Source organism: Streptomyces sp. NPDC028928, assembly GCF_055564915.1.
On sequence record NZ_JBVHVI010000014.1, the window covers coordinates 15,177 to 38,643 of the forward strand.

A 23,467-nucleotide genomic window follows, 5' to 3' on the forward strand; every position below is an offset into this window, starting at 1 on the left:
AAGATCACATGCCCATTCTGCGTCGGCCGGCCGGGCCCCGCACGCGGTCAGTGCCCGTTCTGCGCCAGCCGCAGCAGATGGTCCGCGAGCGCCTGACCCCCGGTGGGGTTCCGGCTGATCAGCAACAGCGTGTCGTCGCCGGCGATGGTGCCCAGGATGTCGTGCAGCTCCGCCTGGTCGATGGCGGAGGCGAGGAACTGGGCGGCGCCGGGCGGGGTGCGCAGGACCACCAGGTTCGCCGAGGCCTCCGCGGAGATCAGCAGCTCCTGGGAGAGCCGCCGCATCCGCTCCTCCTTCGCCGACTCCCCCAGCGGGGCGCGCGGCGTGCGGAAGCCGCCCTCGCTCGGCACCGCGTAGATCAGGTCGCCGTCGGTGTTGCGGATCTTCACCGCGTTCAGCTCGTCGAGATCCCGGCTGAGCGTCGCCTGTGTGACGTTCAGCCCGTCGTCGGCGAGCAGCTTCGCCAGCTGGCTCTGCGACCGCACCGGCTGCCGGTTGAGGATGTCCACGATCCGGCGGTGCCGTGCGGTGCGGGTCTGGGGCACTGCTGGCCCGGCGCCCGCCGCCGGCTCGTGGTCCTGCGCCTCGCTCATCGTCGTCTCATTCTCCGGATCGTCCGTCCCCATCCACAGGGTGGGCTGCGTCGAGGATGCCGGGCAGCGCCCGGAGCAGCGCGCCCGCCTCGTCGTCGCGGAGATTCAGCGGCGGCATGAGCCGTACGACGTCGGGGGCGGGCGCGTTCACCAGGAACCCGGCCTCCTGGGCCGCCTGCTGCACCTGCGGTGCGCGCGGCCCGGTGAGCACGATACCCAGGAGCAGGCCCGCGCCCCGGACATAGTCGATCAACGGGTGGTTCAGGGCCTCGATTCCGCCCCGCAGCCGCTCGCTCTGCCGCTTGACGTTGTCGAGCAGGCCGTCGTTCGCGATGGTGTCCAGCACGGCGAGCCCGGCGGCGCAGGCGACGGGGTTGCCGCCGAAGGTGGTTCCGTGCAGGCCGGGCCGCAGCAGTTCGGCGGCGCGGCCGAAGGCCACGGTCGCGCCGAGCGGCAGCCCGCCGCCCAGCTGCTTGGCGAGGGTGACGACGTCGGGCAGCACGCCCTCGTGGGCCTGGTAGGAGAACCAGGTGCCGGTCCGGCCGACGCCGGTCTGCACCTCGTCCAGGACCAGCAGCGCACCGGTGGCGGCGGTGATCGCGCGGGCCGCCTTGAGGTAGCCGGCCGGGGGCACGACCACGCCGTTCTCGCCCTGGATCGGCTCGATGATCACCAGGGCGGTCTCCTCGGTGACCGCGGCGGCCAGCGCCTGGGCGTCGCCGTACGGGACGTGGGTGACGTCCCCGGGCAGCGGCCGGAAGGGGTCCTGCTTGGCGGGCTGGCCGGTGAGCGCGAGGGCGCCCATCGTACGGCCGTGGAAGCCGCCCTCGGTGGCGACGACGTGGGTGCGCCCGGTGAGCCGGCCGATCTTGAAGGCGGCCTCGTTGGCCTCGGCGCCGGAGTTGCAGAAGAAGACGCGGCCCTCGCGGCCGAAGAGCGTCAGGAGCCGCTCGGCGAGCGCGATGGTCGGCTCGGCCATGAAGAGGTTGGAGACATGGCCGAGGGAGCCGATCTGCCGGGTGACGGCCTCCACGATCGCCGGGTGGGCGTGGCCGAGGGCGTTGGTGGCGATACCGCCGACGAAGTCGAGGTACTCCTTGCCGTCGGCGTCCCACAGCCGGGCACCCTCACCGCGCACCAGGGGCAGGCGCGGGGTGCCGTAGTTGTCCATGAGGGCGCCCTGCCACCGCTGGGTCAGCTCCTGGTTGCTCATGACTCCCCCTGTTCGTCCGGAATCGCGTCGGGCACGACCATGGTGCCGATGCCTTCGTCCGTGAAGATCTCCAGCAGGATCGAGTGCTGGACCCGGCCGTCGATGACGCGGGCGTTGGTCACGCCGTTGCGTACGGCGTGCAGGCAGCCCTCCATCTTCGGCACCATGCCGGAGCTCAGCTCCGGCAGCAGCTTCTCCAGCTGCGAGGCGGTGAGGCGGCTGATCACCTCGTCGGAGTTCGGCCAGTCCTCGTAGAGGCCCTCGACGTCGGTGAGGACCATGAGGGTCTCGGCGCCCAGTGCAGCAGCGAGTGCCGCAGCCGCCGTATCAGCATTGACGTTGTAGACATGTCCGTCGTCCTCGGAGCGGGCGATCGAGGAGACGACCGGGATCCGGCCGTCGGCCAGCAGCGCCTGGATGGCGCCCGTGTCGATGGCGGTGATCTCGCCGACCCGGCCGATGTCGACCGGTTCCCCGTCGATCTCGGGGGTGTGCTTGGTGGCGGTCATGGTGTGCGCGTCCTCGCCGGTGAGGCCGACGGCGAGCGGGCCGTGCTGGTTGAGCAGGCCGACCAGCTCGCGCTGCACCTGTCCGGCGAGCACCATGCGGACGACGTCCATGGCGTCCTCGGTGGTGACGCGCAGGCCCGCCTTGAACTCGGTGACGATGCCGTGCTTGTCGAGGGCGGCGCTGATCTGCGGGCCGCCGCCGTGCACGACGACGGGCTTGAGGCCGGCGTGGTGGAGGAAGACGACATCCTGGGCGAAGGCGGCCTTCAGCTCCTCGTTCACCATGGCGTTGCCGCCGAACTTGATGACGACGGTCTTGCCGCGGTGCCGGGTGAGCCAGGGCAGCGCCTCGATGAGGATCTGTGCCTTGGGCAGCGCGGTGTGCTTGCGAGTGCTCATGAGGAGTAGGCGCTGTTCTCGTGCACGTAGTCGGCGGTCAGGTCGTTGGTCCAGATGGTCGCGGTCTCGGTGCCCGCGGCGAGGTCGGCGACGATGTGGACCTCGCGGTAGCGCATGTCGACCAGGTCCCGGTCCTCGCCGACGGACCCGTTCTTGCACACCCAGACGCCGTTGATGGCGACGTTGAGCTGGTCCGGCTCGAAGGCGGCCTTCGTGGTGCCGATCGCGGAGAGGACACGGCCCCAGTTGGGGTCCTCGCCGTGGATCGCGCACTTGAGGAGGTTGTTGCGGGCGATGGAGCGGCCCACCTCGACGGCGTCGTCCTCGCTGGCCGCGTTGATCACCTCGACCTTGATGTCCTTGCTGGCGCCCTCGGCGTCGCCGATGAGCTGCCGGCCGAGGTCGTGGCAGACCTGCGTCACGGCCTCGGCGAACTCGGCGTGGTCCGGGGTGATGCCGGAGGCGCCAGAGGCGAGCAGCAGGACGGTGTCGTTGGTGGACATGCAGCCGTCGGAGTCGACGCGGTCGAAGGTGACCTTGGTGGCGGCGCGGAGCGCCTTGTCGAGGTCCTCGTTGCCGAGGTCGGCGTCGGTGGTGAGGACGACCAGCATGGTGGCGAGGCCCGGGGCGAGCATGCCGGCGCCCTTGGCCATGCCGCCCACGGTCCAGCCGTCCTTGGTGACGACGGACGTCTTGTGGACGGTGTCGGTGGTCTTGATGGCGATGGCGGCCTTCTCGCCGCCGTGCTCGCTCAGCAGGGCGGCGGCCGTCTCCACGCCCTTGAGGACCTTGTCCATGGGCAGCAGGACGCCGATGAGGCCGGTGGAGCAGACGGCGACCTCGATGGCGCCGCGGCCGAGCACCTCGGCGGCCTTCTCGGCGGTGGCGTGGGTGTCCTGGAAACCCTTCGGGCCGGTACAGGCGTTGGCGCCACCGGAGTTGAGGACGACCGCCGAGACCTGGCCGCTCTTGAGGACCTGCTCGGACCACAGCACCGGCGCGGCCTTCACGCGGTTGGAGGTGAAGACGCCCGCGGCGGCACGGCGGGGCCCGTCGTTGACCACGAGGGCCAGGTCGGGGTTGCCGTTCTCCTTGATCCCGGCGGCGATGCCCGCCGCCGTGAATCCCTTGGCTGCCGTGACACTCACGGTGCGACTCCGATCGTGGAAAGCCCGGTGGTCTCGGCGAGACCCAGGGCGAGGTTCATGCTCTGGACGGCACCGCCCGCGGTGCCCTTGGTCAGGTTGTCGATGGCGCTGATCGCGATGATGCGGCCCACGGCGGCGTCGTACGCGACCTGCACGTGAACGGCGTTGGAACCGTGGACGGATGCCGTCGTCGGCCACTGGCCCTCGGGGAGCAGGTGGACGAAGGGCTCGTCGGCGTAGGCCTTCTCGTACGCGGCCCTCAGGGACTCCGCGGTCACCCCCTCGACAGCGGACGCGCTGCACGTCGCGAGGATCCCGCGGGGCATCGGCGCGAGGGTCGGTGTGAAGGAGACGGCGACCCGCTCCCCCGCGACCCCGCTGAGGTTCTGGATCATCTCGGGGGTGTGCCGGTGGCCGCCGCCGACGCCGTACGGCGACATGGAGCCCATGACCTCGCTGCCGAGCAGGTGCGGCTTGGGCGTCTTGCCCGCGCCGGAGGTGCCGGACGCGGCGACGATCACCGCCTCGGGCTCGGCGAGCCGGGCCGCGTAGGCCGGGAAGAGGGCGAGGGAGACGGCGGTGGGGTAGCAACCGGGCACCGCGATGCGCTTGGACCCCGTGAGCGCGGCGCGGGCGCCCGGGAGTTCGGGGAGGCCGTAGGGCCAGGTGCCGGCGTGCTCGGAGCCGTAGAAGGTCTCCCAGTCGGCCGGGTCCTTCAGCCGGAAGTCGGCGCCCATGTCGATCACGAGGACGTCGGGGCCGAGCTGCTCGGCGACGGCGGCGGACTGTCCGTGCGGCAGCGCGAGGAAGACCACGTCGTGCCCGGCGAGCGCCTCGGGCGTGGTCTTTGCCAGCACGCGGTCGGCCAGCGGCAGCAGGTGCGGCTGGAGCGCGCCGAGCCGCTGTCCCGCGTTGGAGTTGCCGGTCAGGGCACCGATCTCGACCTCGGGGTGCGCGAGGAGCAGGCGCAGGACCTCTCCGCCCGCGTATCCGCTCGCTCCGGCCACCGCCGCACGTACTGCCATGTCCACCCTCCTCTGGATGGCATGACTATACGTATCGCTGCACGTTTATGCAATCGCCTTCGGGAGCATCACCCAGCGCGAGACGACGAAGGTGACCGGGACGGCCGCCGCCGAGGCGAGCAGCGGGGCGAAGCGGCTTCCGGCGTGCAGCACGTCCACGATCACGTAGACACCCGCCGTCGTGATCAGGAAATTGGTGACGTTGGTCAGCGGGAACAGCAGGAATTTCCGCCAGGTGGGCCGCGTCCGGTAGGTGAAGCGCGCGTTCAGGAAAAAAGACCCGATCATGCTGAGCAGAAAAGCCAGGATGTGCGCCGCGAGATAGGGCAGCCAGGTCAGGAACAACAGGTAAAGACAGTAGTAGGTGGCCGTGTTGACGGCGCCCACCACCGCGAAGGTCAGAATCTGCCTCGGCAGCTGTCTCGACATCAGGGGATGAGATCTTTCGTCCGTTCCACATTGGTCGCCTTCACCAGGAAGTGCGGACGCCCCTTCACCTCGTAGTAGATGCGGCCGGTGTACTCCCCGATGACTCCCAGCATGACCATCTGCACGCCCGCGAGGGCGGTCACGGCGGTGATGATGGTCACATAGCCGGGGGTCTGGACGCCGTTGACGAGCGCGGCGCCCACGATCCAGCCGGTGTACAGGCCCGCACACAGCAGCAGGCCCACGCCGAGCCAGAGCGCGGCGCGCAGCGGGCGGTTGTTGAAGGAGAGCAGGCCGTCGAGGCCGTAGTTGAGCAGCCCGCGCAGGTTCCACGAGCTGCGCCCGGCCTCCCGCGCGGCGTTCTGGTACTCGAAGGTGGTGCTCGGGAAGCCCACCCAGGCGAACAGGCCCTTGGAGAAGCGGTTGTACTCGGTGAGGGCCAGCACCGCGTCCACCACCCGCCGGGACAGCAGCCGGAAGTCGCCGACGCCGTCGGCCAGTTCGACGTCGACCAGGCGGTTGACGAGCCGGTAGTACAGGCGCGCGGTGAGGGTCCGGGTGAACCGGTCGCCGGTCCGGGTGCGCTTGGCGATGACCTGGTCGTGACCCTGTTCGCGCAGCTCGACCATGCGCTTGATCAGCGCGGGCGGATGCTGGAGGTCAGCGTCCATGACGATCACGGAGTCGCCCGAGGCGTGCCGGAGGCCGGCGAGCAGGGCCGCCTCCTTGCCGAAGTTGCGGCTGAAAGAGACGTAGCGCACCCGGGAGTCGAGGTCCGCGAGGTCCTTCAGGACGGCGAGCGTGCGGTCCCGGCTGCCGTCGTCCACGTAGACGAACTCCATGTCGTGGCCGAGGGGCAGCAGTTCCTCGGCGACCTTCTGCACCTCCTCGTGGAAGCGGGCGAGGACGTCCTCCTCGTTGTAGCAGGGCGCGACGATCGATATCAGCATGCGGGGTCCCCCCTGGGCGCGGTCAGGAAGCGGTGGTCACGCGCTCGCGCGGTGAAGTGGTCGTGGGCGGCGCCGGGACGCGCCGGCGGCGGACGGCGGCGACGGCGGTGAGCAGGACGAGGGCGAACAGCGAGGCCGCGCCCACGGTCAGGCCCAGTCGCAGGCCGGGTGGGTGGAAGGTGCAGGTCAGGCGGGTGGCGGTGCCGTCGAGCGGTACGGCGATCAGGCCGTGGAAGTCACCGGCGGGCCGCTCGGGTCCGTCGCCGGTGGCGCACCGCCAGCCGGCGATGCGGGGTGCCGCGACGACCGCGATGCCCCCGCTGCCGGCGGGCAGGGCGGCCCGTACGGTGCCGTCGGAGACGGTCACCTCGGTGGCGCCGGTCGCCTTCAGCCGGGCGGCGGCCGTGTCCAGCCGGGCCGTGTCCAGGCAGCCGACGGCGCCGGACGGGACGCGGCCGGGCTTGTCCGGCCGCAGCGCGATGCGCAGCCGCCCGGAGGCGGGGGCGGTGCCGAGCGGCTCCATGGCGGCGCGGTTGCGCGGGAACTCGAAACGGAACCGGGCCGGCGTTCCGCCGTCGAGCCGTGCGCTGCCGGAGAAGTGCGGGGCCCACAGGTACACCTGGGTGCCGGCCGGGCACCGGGCGGTGACCGTGGGCCGGGCCAGGGCGTTCCCGGTGCCGACGCGGCCGCCCGGCAGCGGCCGCCCGCCGTCGTCGCGGACGGTGACGCGGGGGACGGTGTAGACGCGGCTGCCGAGCAGCAGCTCCTGGTTGCGGTACGGCGACGGTCCGAAGGGCCGCTGGTCGGGGCCGGACCGCACGGTGACCAGGGGCGGCACGTCCCGCCGGGTGACGCGCACCGGTCCGCCGCCCGGGAGCTGGTGCTTCTGGTGCGGGTCGGGCGGTGAGTGCACCCGGGCGCCGACGGAGAAGACGACGTCCGTGACGGCGTTGTCCAGGCTCTGCACGTTGCGGCCGCGCGAGGTCCAGCCGTCGCCCAGCGCGGTGAGGGTGCGGCTGAGGACGTCCGAGGTCAGGCTGCTGTAGTACTGGGCGCCCTCGCCGCCCACCAGCAGCGGATCGTTGCCGACGGTCTGCTCGCGGCCGGGGTCGGTGCGGTAGCGGGGCCAGCCGTCGGCCCCCGCGATCGCCGCCGCCTGCGTCTGCTGCCGCTCACCCCAGGGCGCGTAGTCGTCCAGGTGCCCCAGGCGCAGCCGGGTGGCCACGGCCGAGGTGGCGGCGGTCTCGCCGACCTGCGCGCCGAGCAGGAGGACGACGGCCAGCCCGGCCAGCCGGGGGCGCTGCCCGGCGCGGCCCAGAAGGACCAGCCCGCCGAGGGCGCCCGCGAGGGCGAGCGGCAGCACGAGCCAGGTGTACGGCCGGACCAGCGTGCTGCGGCTCGCGACGGCGACGGCCAGGACCAGCAGCGCGGTCGCGGGGCCGAGGGCGCGCCGGTCGGGAGGGCCGTACGCCACGGCGTGCCAGGCGGCGGTCACCAGCAGGCCGCACAGCACGAACGCCTGCCGGTAGGGGCTGCCCTGCGGGGTGGCGAAGGCGTGCCAGACCAGGTGGGTGGGGCCCCACTGGAGGGACAGGGCCACCGCGAGCACCAGTGCCGTCCAGCCGGCGCGGACCGGGACCGGGACCGCCCGGTGGAAGGGCAGCGCGAGCGCGAGGAGCAGGGCGGTGAGGCCGACGTAGAGGGCCGGGGAGCCGAAGCCGTAGGCGGCGGGCAGCAGCCGGGCGGCGACGTCCTCGGCGGGCACGGGAGCGAACTGGCGTACGCGGCCCGGGTAGGCGTGCTTCGTGCCGAGGTAGACGACCGTCACGAGCGGGGCGGCGAGGCCCACGCCGAGGGCGGCGGTGAGGCCGGCGCGGCCGGCCGTGGCGAGGACCCGCCGGCGGGGCGGGCGGGTGAGCAGCAGGCGCAGCAGCAGGACCAGGGCGGCGCCGAGGGTGGCCATGTAGGCGGTGTAGAAGTTGGCGGTCCAGGCGAGCGCGACGATCAGGACGCCGGGCCAGAGCCGGCGCCCGCTGAGCGCCCGTTCGCCGACCAGGCACAGCAGGGGCAGCGCGATGAGGCCGTCGAGCCACATCGGGTTGTAGGAGGCGTCGGCCAGGCTCCAGCCGCACAGCGCGTACGAGGCGCCGAGCAGGCCCGCCGCCCACCAGCGGCCGGGGCGCAGGGTGAGCAGCAACCAGGCCATGGCCGCGGCGGCGGAGGCGGTCTTCAGCAGGGTGACGGTGTAGACGGCGAGGTCGATCTCGTCGCGTGGGAAGAGGGCGACGAGCGGGGCGAAGGGGCTGCCGAGGTAGGTGCCGAGGTCGGGCAGGAAGCTCGCGCCGTAGCCGGACTGCCAGTTGACGAGGAGGCCGCCCTGGGCCCTGCCGTGCAGCAGGTCCCACAGGTGGGCGTGGAAGGGCACGTACTGGTTGCCGAGGTCGTTGACGCTGCGGGTGCGGGGGCCGAAGGGATAGCTGCGCGCGAGGATGTCACCGGCGCAGAAGGCGGTGACCGTGACGGCCGCGGCGAGCAGGGCGGCGGCCCGGCGCGGCACATCCGGTGAGGTCGAGCGGTCCATTGCGCGGAAGGCCCCCAGCGAATTCATTCCGGTGATTTCGCCGACTTAGACGGGGGCTGTTTCCACATGGTTGTGCGCTCACCAAAAAGTGAGGCGACTTCCTCCGAATACGGGAAACACCGCGTGAATTCCGGGGCGCTTCGGAAAACGGTGGATTTCCGCGAGGTGTTGTTAAGGTGAACCGGCCTTGCGGGCCGCGTAGGCCCGGGCCGCCCGGACCCGGTTGCCGCACTTGGTGGTGCACCAGCGGCGGGCGCCGTGGGAGCGCAGGAACCAGCGGGCGCAGCCCTGGGCGGCGCACTCGGTGAGCTGGTCCGCGTCGACGCCGGTGAGCAGGTCGGTGGCGTCCTCGGCGAGCTGGGAGAGCGCGGCGGCGGCCGGGTTGCCGGAGTCGGGGAGGTCGTCGCGCCGGGGGCCGTCGGCGCTCCAGGCCAGCCGGGGGGTGGCGGGGGCGGCGGCGAGCGCGGCATTGAGGGTGTCGAGGGCACCGGCGGGCGGCCGGGTGCCGCCGGCCCGGGCCGCGAAGAGGGCCCGCAGCGCCTCACGCAGGGCGCGGAGCCGGCCGGACTGCCTGCCGTTCAGGGTCACCCGGTCGGGCAGCAGGGCGTGCCGGACCAGCCACAGGTGTGCGGCCTCGGTGTCGTCCAGCAGGTCGACCTGGCCGTGGCTGACCGTGAACCGCGTGTTGACCAGTGCCAGCGAGGCGTACCGGTCTTCGCCGGGGACCGGGAGCTGGTGCAGGTAGACGGGTGACTCATGATCCACGCTCTCATGGTAATCCTTGCGGTTCTCCGTGAGGAAGGCTTAGCGTGCCTCACGGAGAACCGAGTACGAAACCGTGAGAGGTGAGCCGTCGTGGGCTTCGACGTGGACGCGCTGCGCAAGGACTTCCCGATCCTGGAGCGGACCGTGGCGAGCGGCGCCCCGCTCGTCTACCTGGACTCCGGGGCGACCACCCAGAAGCCGCTCCAGGTCCTGGACGCCGAGCGGGAGTTCTACCTCACGCGCAACGCGGCCGTGCACCGCGGGGCGCACCAGCTGGCGGGCGAGGCGACGGAGGCGTACGAGCAGGCGCGGCACACGGTGGCCCGGTTCATCGGCGCGGCCGACGACGAGGTGGTCTTCACCAAGAACACCACCGAGGGCATCAACCTGGTCGCCTACGCCCTCGGCAACGCCGGCCGGCTCGGCCCCGGCGACCGGATCGTGGTCACCGAGATGGAGCACCACGCGAACCTGGTGCCCTGGCAGCAGCTCGCCGGGCGGACGGGCGCGACGCTGGACTGGTTCGCCCTCACCGGCGAGGGCCGCCTCGACCTGTCCCGCGCAGAGGAGCTGCTGGACGAACGTACGAAGGTGCTCGCCCTCACCCACCAGTCCAACGTCCTCGGCACGCTCAACCCGGTGCGCGCGCTCGCCGACCGCGCGCACGCCCACGGCGCCGTCGTGGTCGTGGACGGAGCCCAGTCCGTCCCGCACCGGCCGGTCGACGTACGCGAGCTGGGCGCGGACTTCCTCGCCTTCTCCGGACACAAGATGCTCGGCCCGAACGGCATCGGTGTGCTGTGGGGCCGCGCCGGGCTGCTCGCCGGCCTGCCGCCGTTCCTCACCGGCGGCTCGATGATCGAGATCGTGGAGATGGACCGCACCACCTTCCTGCCGCCGCCGCAGCGCTTCGAGGCGGGCGTGCCGATGACCGCGCAGGCGGTGGGGCTCGCGGCGGCGGTGGAGTACCTGGAGCGGCTCGGCATGGCGGAGGTGGCGGCGTACGAGGAGACGCTCACCGCCCGCGCCCTTCAGCTGCTGGCCGAGGTGCCCGGGGTCCGGGTGGTCGGCCCCGCCGACGTCACCGACCGCGGGTCGGCGGTCTCCTTCACGGTCGACGGCATCCACCCGCACGACGTCGGCCAGGTGCTGGACGAGCGGGGCGTCGCCGTCCGCGTCGGCCACCACTGCGCCCGCCCGATCGTGAAGCGGTACGGCATCCCGGCGACCACGCGGGCGAGCTTCTACGTCTACAACACCCTGGAGGAGGTCGACGCGCTGGTGGAGGGGGTGCGGGCGGCGCAGCGGTACTTCGGCGACTGAGCGCACTTGCGTTGGAGTGCGCTCCAACTCCTACGGTTCCGGCATGAGCAACGAGCAGAGCAGCACTCGGGACCAGCGTTTCGCCCACGGCCTGGAGGTCCTGCGGAAGGTCGACGGCGAGGCCGGGCAGCGGGTCGTGGACTCGCTCGCCGACATCAGCCCCGAGCTGGGGCACCAGGTCGTCGCCTGGGCCTTCGGGGAGATCTACGACCGGCCCGGGCTCGCCCCGCGCGACCGCCAGCTGGTCACCCTGGGCATGCTCACCGCGCTCGGCGGCTGCGAGGCCCAGCTGGACGTGCACGTGAACGCGTCCCTGAACGTGGGGCTCACGCCCGAGGAGATCACCGAGGCGCTGCTGCACTCCGCCGTGTACTGCGGGATGCCGAAGGCGCTGAATGCGACCTTCGCCGCGAAGAAGGTGTTCGCCGAGCGCGGGCTGCTGCCGGTGGGGCAGCGGCCCGCGCCCGCGGCTACCTCTGCTTGATCCGCAGGAAGGTGACGGAGTTCGCCGGGAAGGTGTAGGTGAACTTCCTCGCGACCCCGGTGAACGTGGACGTCCGCGGGGCGACCGCGGTGGACGTCTCGGTGTTCACCGCGTCGGGCGCGGCGGCGAGCGTGGTGACCTTGGCCCGGGACGCCACCTTCGCCCCGCCGAGGTCGACGGCCGTCCGGGCGGCGGACGACTGGGCGTTGACGACCTTGACGATCAGCTCGCCGGTCTTCGCGTCCCGGGTGACGACCTGGCGGAACGGCTCGGCCGGCTTGTCGTCGGTGAAGCTCCCCCACTCCTCGCCGTCGAGGTACAGGGTCACGTGGCGGCCGCGCACCTTGATGTCGATGTCGTAGGCGCGGCCGGTCTCGACCGACCCGGCCTTGGACATCAGCGTGGACTTGCCGCCGTCCACGGCCTGCTCGACCGCCGACTGGGTGTTGTTCCAGCCGCCGAGGTTCCACCAGTAGTAGGTGCCGGTGTCCTTGACGCCGAAGGCGACGAGGAAGCCCTCCCTGCCGGACTTCTTGGTGGCCTTCACATGCAGGTCGTAGTCGTGCCAGGACGGGTCGCCGGCCTGGACCATGGTGTTCTCGGCGGCGTCGTTCGTCTGGACGTACTGGCCGTCCTGGATGCTCCAGCTGCCGGTGCCGGTGTGGGTCCACCGCGAGGCGTCACCGGAGAAGTCGTCGCCGAGCAGCGTGCCGCCGTCGGCGCCGGTGACCCGCACGTCGTCGTAGGCGGCGCTGGTGTTCCAGGTGGACAGGCCGACCGCGCCCGTGATGGGCCCGCTCAGGCTCGGGGTGCCGGTGGCCGTGCTCGGCACGACCCGGTCGCCCACGTTGGTCATGAACAGCTTCTGGACCTCGTAGTTCGCCGAGCCCCAGGAGGCGTGGTTGTTGAACCACACCATGTCCGGGCTCCACTGGACGTAGTCCTCGTTGGCGAAGAGCGGGGCGTAGGAGGCGAGCTTGACGACGTCCGCGTTGCGCTCCAGGCCGGTCATGTACGCCGCCTCGGCGAGGCCGTTCTTGAAGGCGTTGCCCTGGGAGGCGTACTCGCCGAGGAAGACCTTCGGGCCGGAGCGGTCGTAGGAGTCGTAGCGGTCGTTGTTCTGCAGGAACCACTGCGGGCTGTTGTAGTAGTGCTCGTCGACCATGTCGACCTTGGCGTCCCGGTTGAGCTTCCAGGCCGTGTCGAAGGTCGAACCGGAGTCGTCGGGCCCGGAGTTGGAGATGACCTGCATGTCCGGGTACTTCGCCTGGACGGCCGCGCGGAACTGCTGGAAGCGGGCGAAGAACTCGTTCGGCAGGTTCTCCTCGTTGCCGACCTCGATGTGGGTGAGGTGGAAGGGCTTGGGGTGGCCCATCCGGGCGCGCACCTTGCCCCACGTCGAGGAGGCGGGCCCGTTGGCGAACTCGATGAGGTCGAGGGTGTCCTGGATGTGCCGCTTCAGCAGGGCGTCGTCGACGACGGCCTTGTTCTGGCCGCAGCCGGTGACCAGGGCCGGGACGACGGGCAGCGGCATGGCACCGATGTCCTCGGCGAACCGGAAGTACTCGTAGTAGCCGAGGCCGTAGCTCTGGTTGTAGCCCCAGAAGTTGGAGTTGGTGGCGCGCTGCTCGACCGGGCCTATGGTGTCCTTCCACTGGTAGGAGCGCTTGCGTTGCCAGCCGGAGGCCTCGCTGTAGTCCTCCATGGAGCCGGTGTTGACCAGGCAGCCGCCGGGGAAGCGGACGAAGCCGGGGTGCAGGGCGGCGACCTTCTCGGCGAGGTCCTTGCGCAGGCCGTTGGGCTCGTGCTGGTAGGTGTCGCGCGGGAAGAGGGACACCATGTCCAGGCTCGTCGCGGCATCGGCTGCCACGGTGAGCCGGCCGGCGGTGCTGGTGCGGGTGGCGGTGAAAGCGGCCTTGTACTGGGCCCAGCCGCCCTTCTTCACGGCGATCCGCCGGGCGGTCGCGAGGGCGCCGCCGGAGTCCTCAAGGGTCACGGTGAGCGTGCTGCCGGCCTCGGCGCGGGCCCACACCGAGAAGTCGTACGTCTTGCCGTCCTGCACGGCGATGCCGGTGTTGTAGCCGGCGTTGGTGACGGACGAACCGGCGGCCAGGGAGAGGTAGGTGCGGTTGCGGTCGTTCAGACGGCCGGAGTCGTTCGCGACCTGCGCGGTGCCGGAGACCGTCCACGCGGTCAGCGGGGTGTACGCCTTGTTGTCGTCGGTGGAGTACTCGAAGGACCGGTTCTGGACGAGTTCGGCGTACAGGCCGCCGTCGGCGGCACGGTTGATGTCCTCGAAGAAGACGCCGTACATCGTCTTGTCGATCTTCGGTCCGGTGGCGGAGGGGTCGACGGTGATCGTGTAGTCGGTGACGTCCTCGGCGTGGGCGGGGGCGGGGAGGGCGGCCGTGGCGAGCAGGACGGCGCTCGTTCCCAGGCCGAGTCTCCAGCGGGCGGTGCGTGACATGGATACTCCGCGGCTCGTGATGTTCGAAATATCAGACGTTGGTCAGCACTTCGAACGCACGATAGGGAAGGGGTATGAGCACGTCAATGGGGCGGGCAGAGCGCGGCGCGTAAGCTCCGGGGTATGGATGGGTGGGTGCCGTACGTGAGCGTGTTCGGCTTCTTCGCCGCCGTGCTTGGCCTTCTCACCTGGCTCGCGCGCGTGATCCGGCGCCGGGGCGCGGCGGGCGGGGGTGTGGGGGCGGCACTGGCCGCGTACGAGGAGGCGTTCCGCGCCACGAGTCACGCCGCGCACCACGAGATCCGGGCCCAGGCGGAGCGGAAGACACCCGCCGACTCGCCCGACGGTCCGCGCCGGCGGTCCCGGAGGGCGCGGTGACGGGCGGGTTCTGGCCGGTGCCCGACGTCCTGGCCCACCTGGCCGGGCGCTGGCGTGTCGAGCGGGACGTGCGGGATCTGGCGAGCGGGGCCGAGGGGCACTTCACCGGGACCACCGTCTTCAGCGCGCTGGACGGCGGCGGGCTGCTGCACGAGGAGTCCGGTACCTTCATCTGGCAGGGGGTGGCGCGGCCGGCGACGCGGACACTGAGGTTCCTGCCGGGACCGGTACCCGGCCGGGCGGACGTGCGGTTCGCGGACGGGCGGCCCTTCCACGCGCTGGACCTGACCACCGGGCGGTACGTCGCCGACCATCCCTGTGCGGCCGACCTCTACCGGGGCGAGTTCACCGTCCGGGACGCCGACCACTGGCGCACGGTGTGGCGGGTCGGCGGCCCGGCGAAGGACCTCGTGCTCAGCACCGACTACGCGCGCGAGCGCTGAACCGGGGACCCGTCGAAGCGCAGGTTCCAGCGGCCGCCGCGGCCCGTGACCGTGGTCGTCGACAGCGGGCGGACGTCGATGTTCCAGTACGTCGAGGGCGGCGCCTTCAGGGCGTAGACCAGGGCCGCCCGGATCACCGACGGCTCGGCCACGGCGACGATCCGGCCGCCGTCCTCCACCGGCCGGGTGTCCAGCCAGCCACCGACCCGCGAGATGAACGCGAGCAGCGACTCGCCGCCGTGCGGGGTGGACCGCGGATCGGCGAGCCAGGCGTCCACCGCCTCCGGCTCCCGGGCCATCGCCTCCCCCAGCGTCAGCCCGCGCCAGCGGCCCATGTCGCAGTCGCGCAGCGCGAGCTGGACCAGCGGGGCGTACCCCAGCGCGTCCCCGGTGGCCCGGCTGCGCGGGGTCGGCGAGCAGTAGCGCAGCTCGGCCGCCGCCAGCGGCAGCAGGTCCCCGGCGACGCGCTGTACCTCGTCCCAGCCGCCCTGGTCCAGCGGCCGGTCGTCCTCGAAGCGCTCCGCGAGCAGCGGAGCACTGCGCGCGGCGGCGACGAACGTCACCCTCAGTGGCATGCGGTGATGGTGAGCCCCACCGAGCAGCAGGTCAAGAGATGGGTGCGGTCAGGCGTCGACCGTCTGCCCGAAGGTGTGCGCCATGTACAGCTCGGGACGGTCCAGCGGCCGGAAGCCCAGCTTCTCGTAGACCCCGTGCGCGTCCTGCGTCGCCAGCAGCAGCCGGCGCAGGCCGAGCGGCTCCAGGTGGTCGCGGATCCGGGCGACGAACGCCGTGCCGAGCCCCTTGCCGCGCACCGACGGGTCGACGTACACGTCCGCGAGCCAGGCGAACAGCGCCTGGTCGGTGACCACGCGCGCGTACGCCACCTGCTCGCCCGAGAGCGTCTCGTACACCCCGAAGTTCAGCGAGGACGCCATCGCCCGCTCGTGCTTCTCCCGTGGGCGGCCGGTCGCCCAGTACGCGTCGGACGACAGCCAGCCGTGCACGCGGTCCACGTCGACCCGGGCGGAGTCGGCGGAGAACTCGTACCCCTCGGGGAGGTCAGGTGTATCGCTCATGCGGTGATCCTCACAGGCCCGGCCGCTCGGTGACGAACGGATTTCGCACCGCCTCGTCGTACGCCGCCCGCAGCCGCCGCACGCCCTCCGTGATCTCCCCGGTGCCGGCGGCCGCCGCGAAGCTCAGCCTGAGATGGGCGGCGGGGGGTTCGGCGCTGAAGTAGGGGCGGCCCGGGGCGAGGGCGACGCCCGCGCGGAGGGCCGCCGCGGTCAGGGCCGACTCGTCCGTGCCCTCCGGCAGGCGCAGCCACAGGTGGTAGCCGCCGGACGGGATGTGCGGCAGGGCGGCCTCGGGCAGGTGCCGGGCGAGCGCGCTGGTCATGGCGTCCCGGCGGGACTTCAGCTCGGCCGACAGCGCCCGCAGATGGCGGGGCCAGGCCGGGGAGCCGACGAGTTCCAGGGCGGCCTCCTGCAGCGGCCGGGGGACGAAGAAGCTGTCCACGACCTGGATGGCGCGCAGCCGTTCCAGCACCGGGCCGCGCGCGGCCAGGGCGCACACCCGGAAGCTGGGCGAGGTGGCCTTGGTCAGCGAGCCGACGTGGACGACGACACCGTCCGGGTCGTCGGCGGCCAGCGGGCGGGGCAGCGGGCCCGCGTCGGCGTGCACGAGCCGGCGGACGAAGTCGTCCTCGACGACGAACGCGCCGGCCTCCCGGGCGATGCGCAGCACCTCGGGGCGCCGGGCCGGAGCCAGCACGGCACCGGTCGGGTTCTGGAACAGCGGCTGGCAGACGAACACCCGGGCGCCCGTGGCGTGGAAGGCGTCCGCGAGCAGGTCCGGGCGCACCCCGTCGGGGTCCACGGGCACCGGCACGGGCCGCAGTCCGGCCGCGCGGGCGAGGGCCAGCATGCCCGGGTAGGTGGGCGACTCCACGAGCACCGGTGCGCCGGGCGGGGCGAGCGCGCGCAGGGCGGTGGCCAGTGCGGCCTGGCCGCCGGCCGCGATCAGCACCTCGGCCGCGGTGACGGCGCCCCCGATGCCGCGCGCGAACCACTCCCGCAGCTCCGGCAGCCCCTCCAGCGGGGGCCTCCCCCAGGCACCGGGCCGCCGCCCCGCACGGGCGAGGGCCGCGGCCATGGCCCGCTCGGGCTGGAGGGAGGGGTGCAGATAGCCGCCGTTGAACTCCAGCACCCCGGGCGGCGGCTGGGCCAGCGAGACCGTGACACCCGAGGCGTCCACCGTGCGCGGTACGAGATCGGTGGTGCCGTCGGCGCTCAGCGCGACCTCCTGCCAGGAGGTGTCCCCGGCGGGGGACTCCTTCGGCCGCGGGCGGGCCCGGAAGGCGCCGGCACCCGGCCGGGTGACCACCAGACCCTCGGCGGCGAGCTGGGCGAGCGCCCGGGAGACGGTCACCGGACTCACCCGGAACCGCTCGACCAAGGCCCGGCTCGACGGCAGCTTTCCACCAGGAGAGTAGCGGTCCAGCTCCCTTCGCAGCTGTTCCGCCAGTTCACCCACACTGCTACGCTGTTGCATGAGAACACAGAGTAGCGCTACTACCGCGAAGCCGATAGCAGTCAGCGCTCCCCGGGAGGCCCGGGGACTGGGAACCCTCCAGGCCGCACTCGGCGTGGTCGCCTTCTCGCTGACCTTCCCCTCGACCGCCTGGGGGCTGGAGAGCTTCGGCCCCTGGTCGCTGGTGGCGCTGCGCGACGTCCTCGCCGCGCTCGTCGCCGGCGGCTGTCTGCTCGCGGCGGGGGTGCGGCCTCCGGCGCGCCGGCATCTGGCCGGGCTGGCCGTGGTCGCCGTCGGCGTGGTGCTGGGCTTCCCGATGCTGACCACGCTCGCCCTGCAGACGTCCACCACCGCCCACGCGGCCGTCGTGGTGGGCCTGCTGCCGCTGACCACCGCCGTGTTCTCGGTCCTGCGCACCGGCGCCCGGCCCTCCCGCCGGTTCTGGCTCGCGGCCGTGGCCGGCGCGGCGGCCGTGCTCACCTTCACCGTCGTCCAGAGCGGCGGCGCGCTCACCGCGGCCGACGGCTTTCTCTTCGGGGCCCTGCTGGTGTGCGCGGCCGGATACACCGAGGGCGGCCGGCTGGCCCGGGTCATGCCGGGCTGGCAGGTCATCGGCTGGGCGCTGGTGCTGTGCCTGCCGCTGGCCGTGCCGGCCGGGGCGCTTGCGCTGGCGTACGAGCCGGTGCACCTGACCTTCCACGGAGTGGCGGGCCTGGTATGGGTGGCGATCGGTTCGACGTTCCTCGGGCTGCTCGTCTGGTACCGGGGCATGGCGGCCATCGGCATCCCCCGGGCCAGCCAGTTGCAGTTGGCTCAGCCCCTGCTCACACTGGTGTGGTCGGCGCTGCTGCTGGGCGAGCGCTTCACGGCGGCGGCTCCCCTGACCGCCGTGGCCGTGCTCGTGTGCATCGCCGTCACCCAGCGGTCGTGATCGTGAGGAGGGCCGGCAGATGCGCGCATCCAAGGGCGACAAGCTTGTCCAGCACGGCAGGGTGGTGGGCCAGCACGACCAGGTCTCCGAAGTGGTCGAAGTGATGGGCGAGAACGGCAACCCGCCCTACCGCGTCCGCTTCGACGACGGACACGAGGCGATCATGTCTCCCGGCCCCGACTGCCAGGTCAAGCACCGGGAACAGCAACAGCAGTAGTCATCGCGGTGATGTCGCCGGCTCCCGGTAGTGGTCGGCGACCACCCGTGCCATGGCCCCGAGCGGATCGGCCGCCAGGTCCTTGGCGGCGAAGAAGACGTGCCCGCGCACCTGCGGGTACCGGGCGGCCAGGGTCAGGTGCCGGGACAGCTCGGCCGGGTCCTGCCAGGCCGCCGGCTGCCCCGCTGCACCCGCCCGGTACAGCGCCTCGCCGACGTACAGGTGTGTCTTCGTGCCCTGGGCGACCTGTGCCCACCAGGACACCAGCCGGGCGTAGTCGGCGGCCGCGTGGCCGATGTGCCAGTAGAGCTGCGGCACGATGTAGTCGATCCAGTGGTTGCGCACCCACTTCCGGGTGTCCGCGTACAGGTCGTCGTACGTCTCGACGCCCGCCCGGGTGTCGGAGCCGCGCGAGTCGGTGGACGCGTTGCGCCACACACCGAAAGGGCTGATCCCGAACCGGGTGCCGGGCCGGACCCGCTGGATGCCGGCGGCCATCTCCCGCACCAGTTGGTCGGTGTTGTCCCGGCGCCAGGCGGCCCGGCTGGAGAAGGCGCCGCCGTAGCGGTCGTAGGCCTCGTCGTCGTCGAAGGTCTGCCCGGCGACCGGGTAGGGGTAGAAGTAGTCGTCGAAGTGGACGGCGTCGACCGGGTACCGGGCGACCGCGTCGAGCATCGCGTCCCGCACGAAGGCGCGGACCGCCGGCAGGCCCGGGTTGTAGTAGAGACGGCCGCCGTGGCGCACCACCCAGTCGGGGTGCCTGCGGGCGGGGTGCGAGGCGGCCAGCCGGGCGGGGTCGGTGTGGTTCGCGATCCGGTACGGGTTGCACCAGGCGTGCAGTTCCAGACCGCGCGCGTGCGCCTCCTTCACGGCCGTGCCCAGCGGGTCCCAGCCCGGGTCGCGGCCCTGGGTGCCGGTGAGGTACTCCGACCAGGGCTCGTACGGGGACGGCCACAGCGCGTCGGCCGTGGGCCGCACCTGGAGGATCACCGTGTTGAGCCGGTCGCGCACCGCCCGGTCGAGATGGTCGATCAGCTCCTTGCGCTGCGCGCTCGCCGAGAGCCCGGGCCGCGAGGGCCAGTCCCGGTTGACGACGGTGGCGATCCAGACGCCGCGCATCTCGGCGCTCGCGCGGGGCAGGCGGCCGGGGGGCGGCGCGGTGGTCTGGGCGGGGACGGCGACGCCTTCGGACGGGACGGGTGACGGGTCCGGCACACCGGCGGACGGGACCGGGACCGGTGACGGGTCCATGGCGCTCGCGGCCGGGGAGCCGCCGGGAACCGGGTCCACGGCACTCGCGGCCGCCGCGCTCGGTGCCGACACCAGCGTGGACAAGGCGGCCAGGGTGAAGGTCCGCCGAGACATGCGCCCCATCGGCACACCCCCATACGCTCCGGATCCGCTCCGTCACGGATCGTTCCGCGCTTCAGGATGCCCCCACCCCGCCGATCGATCATCGATACTTGACGGTAACGTGCACGATCGGAGCAGGCGCCGAACCCGGTCTGCCAGCGAGCCTGAGAACTCAGCGAAGGGGACGATGTGACCGACATCGAGCGCGTCGGAGTCGTGGGCTGCGGCCAGATGGGCGCGGGCATCGCCGAGGTGTGCGCCCGCGCCGGACTGGACGTGAAGGTCGCCGAGACCACCGGCGAGGCCCTGGAGATCGGCCGTACCCGGCTGCTCAACTCCCTGGCCAAGGCCGCCGAGCGCGGCAAGATCACCGAGGAGGAGCGGGACGCCACGCAGGCGCGGCTGAGCTTCACCACCGACCTCGGCGAGTTCGCCGACCGGGACCTGGTGATCGAGGCCGTGGTCGAGAACGAGCAGGTGAAGACCGAGATCTTCCAGGTGCTCGACCAGGTGGTGACCCGCCCGGACGCGATCCTGGCCTCCAACACCTCCTCCATCCCGCTGGTGAAGCTGGCGGTCGCCACCTCCCGCCCGGACCACGTCGTCGGCATCCACTTCTTCAACCCGGCGCCGGTGCAGAAGCTGGTCGAGCTGATCCCGGCGCTCACCACCTCCGAGGGCACCCTCAGCCGGGCCCAGGTCTTCGCCGAGAAGGTGCTCGGCAAGCACGCCATCCGCGCCCAGGACCGCTCCGGGTTCGTGGTCAACGCGCTGCTCGTGCCCTACCTGCTGTCCGCGATCCGGATGTTCGAGACGGGCATCGCGAGCCGCGAGGACATCGACAACGGCATGGAGATGGGCTGCGCCCACCCGATGGGCCCGCTGAAGCTGTCCGACCTGATCGGCCTGGACACCATCGTCTCCATCGCCAACTCGATGTACGCGGAGTACAAGGAGCCGCTGTACGCCGCTCCCCCGCTGCTCCAGCGCATGGTCGAGGCGGGCCGGCTGGGCCGGAAGACCGGCTCGGGCTTCTACACCTACGGCTGATTACGAAGAGCGACGTCCGCGGGCCCGGCACCCAGGTGGGTGCCGGGCCCGTCTGTTTCACACACCGTGTGCGCGCCGGGCACGCATATGCCCGCCACACACGCTCCCCACGCGCCCACCAGGCGAGTTGACTCATCATGCGCATGCAAGGGATGCGGAACCATCCATTTCGACTACCGAAAGGAGTGGACCCGTGACCGCCGAACCCGAGCATCCCGTGGTCCATGGAGAACTCGCAGAGTTACGCCGCCGCCTCGACGTGGCCTACGCCCGTGTCGAGGGAGGGCTGGCACTGCTCCGTCACCGCACCGAGGAGACCGCCAAGGAGCTGGACGAGCTGAACTCCCGGATGGCCTCGCTGGAACACGCACGCTGGCCGCTGCCGTCGCTCGCCGCGCTGACCGCGCTCGGCGCGCTCGTGGTGACGGTCTGGCAGGCGCTGGGCCGTTGAGGCCATCCGGTTCGGCGGCGCCTAGCCGTCGGCGAGCCTGAGGTGGTGCAGCAGGAGTAACGCGGCCGCCATGTTGGCGGCCGGGACCTCCCCACGGGCGATCAGGTCGGGGACGAGTTTGAGGGGGACCCATTCCCGCCGGTCGGACTCGAAGTCGTCCACGGGGTGCCCGACGTACTCGCCCCGGTCCGACCAGTAGATGTGGTGCCGGGCGTCGGTGAGGCCGTTGGACGGCTCCACGCTCATGAGGTGGTGCAGGGGCCCCGGCCGCCAGCCGGTCTCCTCCTCCAGTTCCCTGGCCGCCGCACTCGCTGTGTCCTCGCCGTCCTCGACGACGCCCGCGGCCAGCTCCCACCCCCAGCTGTCGGTGATGAAGCGGTGCCGCCACAGCAGCAGCACCTCGTTCGCCTCGTTCACCACCGTGGCCACCGCCACGGGGCGCAGCCGGATCAGGAAGTGGTCCAGGTGCCGGCCGTCCGGCAGCTCGACATCTGCGAGATTGACGCTGAACCAGCGGTTTTCATACACCGTTTGTTCGTTCTGTTTCGTCCACTGCACGGTTCTGCCACCTTCCGCCGAGTAAGTGGCAATATCGCAGCAGGGACGGTGTGCCCACAGCGGGGCCTACAGCGGTACGCGCAGTGCCCCGTCGATGAGTTCGGCGGCCTCGGCGGTGCCGGCCGAGCCGCAGCGCACCAGATGCTCGCGTACCGCGCGGAGTCTGTCGCGCAGCCGCTGGGACTCCATTCCCCGTGCCTGCTCCGCCATCCGCACGGCGGTGGCCACTGCCTTCTCGGCGTTGCCCTGGCGCAGTTCGATGGTGCTGAGCATGGCCAGCCGGTGCACCCGCCCCCGGTCGTGGGCGGGGTTGTCGACGGCCGCCGCCGCGTGCTCCCGGGCCGCGGCGAGTTCCCCGAGGCTGAGCAGCGCCTCGGCCACCTGCACATTGACCAGACCGGGCTGCACGTACCCGGTCTCGTCGGGCTCGTGGCCCCGCCGGATCCGCTCGGCCGCCGTCTCCGCGCGCCGGATGCAGGACAGCGCGCTGCCGCTGTCCCCGAGGTGGGCGTAGGCCTTGGCCTGCATCGCGTACAGGTCGGAGGCGAGCGCCGGCGTGATGTGCCGGCCGGCGGCGCGCAGCGCGGCCTCCGCGAAGGCGACGGCCTGCCGGTACTCCCGCATGAACAGCGACTGGTTGACCAGCAGTGCGATCACATAGGCGCCGAGTCCCCGGTCCCCGCTGGCCTTCGCCAGTCGCAGCGCCTGGTGGAAGTAGCGCTGGGCGAGTCCGTGGGCGTCGGAGTCGTACGCGCAGATGCCGGCGATCGCCACCAACCCGCCGGTCGCCCGGTGCAGTTGACGGCCGGTGGCGTCGGTGTAGCTGCCGCGCAGCAGCGGCGCGGCCTCGGCGTTGAGGAACCCGACGATCCGCGTCCGGGTCGCGATCCCGCCGGCCTTGCGGTACATCTGCTCGTAGTGCGTCCGGGCGGCCCGCAGCATCTCGATGTCGGCCACGGTGACCGGGTGCCGGCCGCCACGGGAGACGTCGACATCCTCCGGCGGGTTCTCCCACTCCCACACCGGCATCACGGCCGGGGTCCCGGTGACGGCCGGGGCGCCCAGCACATGGGGCCGCTGCTGCTCGTCCGACCGCCACAGGGCGGTGGCCCGCTCCACGAACCCGCCCAGCGAACCGGCGTGCGGGGTGCTGGGCTCGCCGGGCACACCGAGGCCGATGTCGTCCAGTGTGACGGGCCGCTGGAGCCGGGCCGCGAGCACCTCGCAGATCAGGTCGGGGACCTGACCGCGGGGACGCTGGCCCTTCAACCACCGCGCCACGGCGGTGTGTTCGTACCGCAGCGCGAGACCGCGGGCGCGGCCCGCCTGGTTGACGTGGGCGGCGAGGCCGGCGTGCGAGATCCCCGCCTCGTCCAGGATGGCGTCGAGCAGAGTGTTGGGCTGCATGGGATGCCCCCCGAGTGGCCTGGTGCGGTCAGCGTAGTGGCTCCGCCTTCACACGGGGTGTGAACGGAGTGCCCGTATCCGTGGCGTACGCGCGCTGTTGCGGAGCGTGTCGGTCCGGTTGACTGGGGTGTCTCGCAAGAGACCGGCCGAGCCGCCGGCTCCCCCTCGAACGACGGCGGCTCGGCCGGGGGCTAGGGGGTTTTGTTTTGGTCCGTCTGGGTCGGACGCCTCCAGACGAAAACACCCCACGCCGTCTCGTTT

24 protein-coding genes are annotated in these 23,467 nt (G+C 72.2%); 8 read left to right on the forward strand and 16 right to left on the reverse strand.

Going from position 1 to position 23,467, the window contains the following annotated elements; genetic code table 11:
• Positions 1-47: 47 nt before the first annotated feature.
• From ACZ4U1_RS30265 to ACZ4U1_RS30305, 9 genes are all read right to left on the reverse strand, one after another.
• The gene (locus ACZ4U1_RS30265) at positions 48-593 is read right to left on the reverse strand and encodes an arginine repressor (protein WP_467907338.1); all 546 of its coding nucleotides are present in this window, start codon (positions 591-593) and stop codon (positions 48-50) included.
• Positions 594-600: 7 nt separating this feature from the next.
• Positions 601-1,806 carry an acetylornithine transaminase gene (locus ACZ4U1_RS30270; RefSeq protein ID WP_467907339.1) on the reverse strand — a complete coding sequence of 402 codons (1,206 nt, stop codon included), beginning with the start codon at positions 1,804-1,806 and terminating at the stop codon, positions 601-603.
• Complete coding sequence (gene argB, locus ACZ4U1_RS30275; RefSeq protein ID WP_467907340.1) at positions 1,803-2,714, reverse strand: acetylglutamate kinase; 912 nt, start codon at positions 2,712-2,714, stop codon at positions 1,803-1,805. Before argB ends, ACZ4U1_RS30270 begins: the two co-directional genes overlap by 4 nt.
• The gene (gene argJ / locus ACZ4U1_RS30280; RefSeq protein ID WP_467907341.1) at positions 2,711-3,862 is read right to left on the reverse strand and encodes a bifunctional glutamate N-acetyltransferase/amino-acid acetyltransferase ArgJ; all 1,152 of its coding nucleotides are present in this window, start codon (positions 3,860-3,862) and stop codon (positions 2,711-2,713) included. Before argJ ends, argB begins: the two co-directional genes overlap by 4 nt.
• Entirely contained in the window at positions 3,859-4,887 is a 1,029-nt protein-coding gene (gene argC / locus ACZ4U1_RS30285; protein WP_467907342.1) for an N-acetyl-gamma-glutamyl-phosphate reductase, read from the reverse strand. Before argC ends, argJ begins: the two co-directional genes overlap by 4 nt.
• A gap of 45 nt (positions 4,888-4,932) precedes the next feature.
• On the reverse strand, positions 4,933-5,316 hold the full coding sequence (locus tag ACZ4U1_RS30290) for a GtrA family protein (protein WP_467907343.1): 384 nt from the start codon (positions 5,314-5,316) through the stop codon (positions 4,933-4,935).
• On the reverse strand, positions 5,316-6,266 hold the full coding sequence (locus ACZ4U1_RS30295; protein ID WP_467907344.1) for a glycosyltransferase family 2 protein: 951 nt from the start codon (positions 6,264-6,266) through the stop codon (positions 5,316-5,318). Before ACZ4U1_RS30295 ends, ACZ4U1_RS30290 begins: the two co-directional genes overlap by 1 nt.
• Positions 6,267-6,288: 22 nt before the next feature.
• The gene (locus ACZ4U1_RS30300) at positions 6,289-8,847 is read right to left on the reverse strand and encodes a YfhO family protein (RefSeq protein ID WP_467907345.1); all 2,559 of its coding nucleotides are present in this window, start codon (positions 8,845-8,847) and stop codon (positions 6,289-6,291) included.
• 171 nt (positions 8,848-9,018) lie between these two features.
• Positions 9,019-9,612 carry an ABATE domain-containing protein gene (locus ACZ4U1_RS30305; protein ID WP_467907346.1) on the reverse strand — a complete coding sequence of 198 codons (594 nt, stop codon included), beginning with the start codon at positions 9,610-9,612 and terminating at the stop codon, positions 9,019-9,021.
• A 90-nt stretch (positions 9,613-9,702) separates the two neighbouring features.
• Here ACZ4U1_RS30305 and ACZ4U1_RS30310 point away from each other — a divergent pair, with 90 nt between their 5' ends.
• Together ACZ4U1_RS30310 and ACZ4U1_RS30315 are read left to right on the forward strand one after the other, a co-directional pair.
• Positions 9,703-10,935, forward strand: coding sequence for a cysteine desulfurase (locus tag ACZ4U1_RS30310; RefSeq protein WP_467907347.1), 1,233 nt, complete (start codon positions 9,703-9,705; stop codon positions 10,933-10,935).
• A 43-nt stretch (positions 10,936-10,978) separates the two neighbouring features.
• On the forward strand, positions 10,979-11,419 hold the full coding sequence (locus ACZ4U1_RS30315; RefSeq protein WP_467907348.1) for a carboxymuconolactone decarboxylase family protein: 441 nt from the start codon (positions 10,979-10,981) through the stop codon (positions 11,417-11,419).
• Here ACZ4U1_RS30315 and ACZ4U1_RS30320 read toward each other — a convergent pair.
• Positions 11,406-13,886: an alpha-L-arabinofuranosidase C-terminal domain-containing protein gene (locus ACZ4U1_RS30320; protein ID WP_467907349.1), complete on the reverse strand. Its 2,481-nt coding sequence runs from the start codon at positions 13,884-13,886 to the stop codon at positions 11,406-11,408. The genes ACZ4U1_RS30315 and ACZ4U1_RS30320 overlap by 14 nt on opposite strands.
• 123 nt (positions 13,887-14,009) lie before the next feature.
• Between ACZ4U1_RS30320 and ACZ4U1_RS30325 the strand changes: the two genes are divergently transcribed.
• On the forward strand, positions 14,010-14,264 hold the full coding sequence (locus ACZ4U1_RS30325; protein ID WP_467907350.1) for a hypothetical protein: 255 nt from the start codon (positions 14,010-14,012) through the stop codon (positions 14,262-14,264).
• Complete coding sequence (locus ACZ4U1_RS30330) at positions 14,261-14,707, forward strand: DUF6314 family protein (protein ID WP_467907351.1); 447 nt, start codon at positions 14,261-14,263, stop codon at positions 14,705-14,707. Before ACZ4U1_RS30325 ends, ACZ4U1_RS30330 begins: the two co-directional genes overlap by 4 nt.
• Here ACZ4U1_RS30330 and ACZ4U1_RS30335 read toward each other — a convergent pair.
• The 3 genes from ACZ4U1_RS30335 to ACZ4U1_RS30345 are packed head-to-tail and all read right to left on the reverse strand — an operon-like array spanning position 14,689 to position 17,260.
• Positions 14,689-15,282 carry a histidine phosphatase family protein gene (locus tag ACZ4U1_RS30335; RefSeq protein ID WP_467907352.1) on the reverse strand — a complete coding sequence of 198 codons (594 nt, stop codon included), beginning with the start codon at positions 15,280-15,282 and terminating at the stop codon, positions 14,689-14,691. The two genes, ACZ4U1_RS30330 and ACZ4U1_RS30335, sit on opposite strands and share 19 nt — an antisense overlap.
• Positions 15,283-15,330: 48 nt before the next feature.
• Positions 15,331-15,783: a GNAT family N-acetyltransferase gene (locus ACZ4U1_RS30340; protein WP_467907353.1), complete on the reverse strand. Its 453-nt coding sequence runs from the start codon at positions 15,781-15,783 to the stop codon at positions 15,331-15,333.
• A gap of 10 nt (positions 15,784-15,793) precedes the next feature.
• A complete protein-coding gene (locus ACZ4U1_RS30345; protein ID WP_467907354.1) occupies positions 15,794-17,260 on the reverse strand; it encodes an aminotransferase-like domain-containing protein in 1,467 nt (488 codons plus the stop codon).
• Between ACZ4U1_RS30345 and ACZ4U1_RS30350 the strand changes: the two genes are divergently transcribed.
• Together ACZ4U1_RS30350 and ACZ4U1_RS30355 are read left to right on the forward strand one after the other, a co-directional pair.
• Positions 17,259-18,170, forward strand: coding sequence for a DMT family transporter (locus tag ACZ4U1_RS30350; protein ID WP_467907355.1), 912 nt, complete (start codon positions 17,259-17,261; stop codon positions 18,168-18,170). The two genes, ACZ4U1_RS30345 and ACZ4U1_RS30350, sit on opposite strands and share 2 nt — an antisense overlap.
• 19 nt (positions 18,171-18,189) lie before the next feature.
• Entirely contained in the window at positions 18,190-18,387 is a 198-nt protein-coding gene (locus ACZ4U1_RS30355; RefSeq protein ID WP_467907356.1) for a DUF1918 domain-containing protein, read from the forward strand.
• Here ACZ4U1_RS30355 and ACZ4U1_RS30360 read toward each other — a convergent pair whose 3' ends face one another.
• Entirely contained in the window at positions 18,388-19,767 is a 1,380-nt protein-coding gene (locus ACZ4U1_RS30360; protein ID WP_467907357.1) for a glycoside hydrolase family 10-like protein, read from the reverse strand.
• Between the two features lie 162 nt (positions 19,768-19,929).
• Between ACZ4U1_RS30360 and ACZ4U1_RS30365 the strand changes: the two genes are divergently transcribed.
• Positions 19,930-20,790 (forward strand): 3-hydroxybutyryl-CoA dehydrogenase, encoded by an 861-nt coding sequence (locus ACZ4U1_RS30365; protein ID WP_467907358.1) that lies wholly within the window; start codon positions 19,930-19,932, stop codon positions 20,788-20,790.
• Between the two features lie 193 nt (positions 20,791-20,983).
• A complete protein-coding gene (locus ACZ4U1_RS30370) occupies positions 20,984-21,241 on the forward strand; it encodes a hypothetical protein (RefSeq protein WP_467907359.1) in 258 nt (85 codons plus the stop codon).
• A gap of 21 nt (positions 21,242-21,262) precedes the next feature.
• Here the strand turns inward: ACZ4U1_RS30370 and ACZ4U1_RS30375 are convergent, their stop codons facing one another.
• Both ACZ4U1_RS30375 and ACZ4U1_RS30380 read right to left on the reverse strand, forming a co-directional pair.
• Positions 21,263-21,799 carry an NUDIX hydrolase gene (locus ACZ4U1_RS30375; protein WP_467907360.1) on the reverse strand — a complete coding sequence of 179 codons (537 nt, stop codon included), beginning with the start codon at positions 21,797-21,799 and terminating at the stop codon, positions 21,263-21,265.
• Between the two features lie 66 nt (positions 21,800-21,865).
• Positions 21,866-23,206: a transcriptional regulator gene (locus tag ACZ4U1_RS30380; protein WP_467907361.1), complete on the reverse strand. Its 1,341-nt coding sequence runs from the start codon at positions 23,204-23,206 to the stop codon at positions 21,866-21,868.
• Positions 23,207-23,467 lie beyond the last annotated feature (261 nt).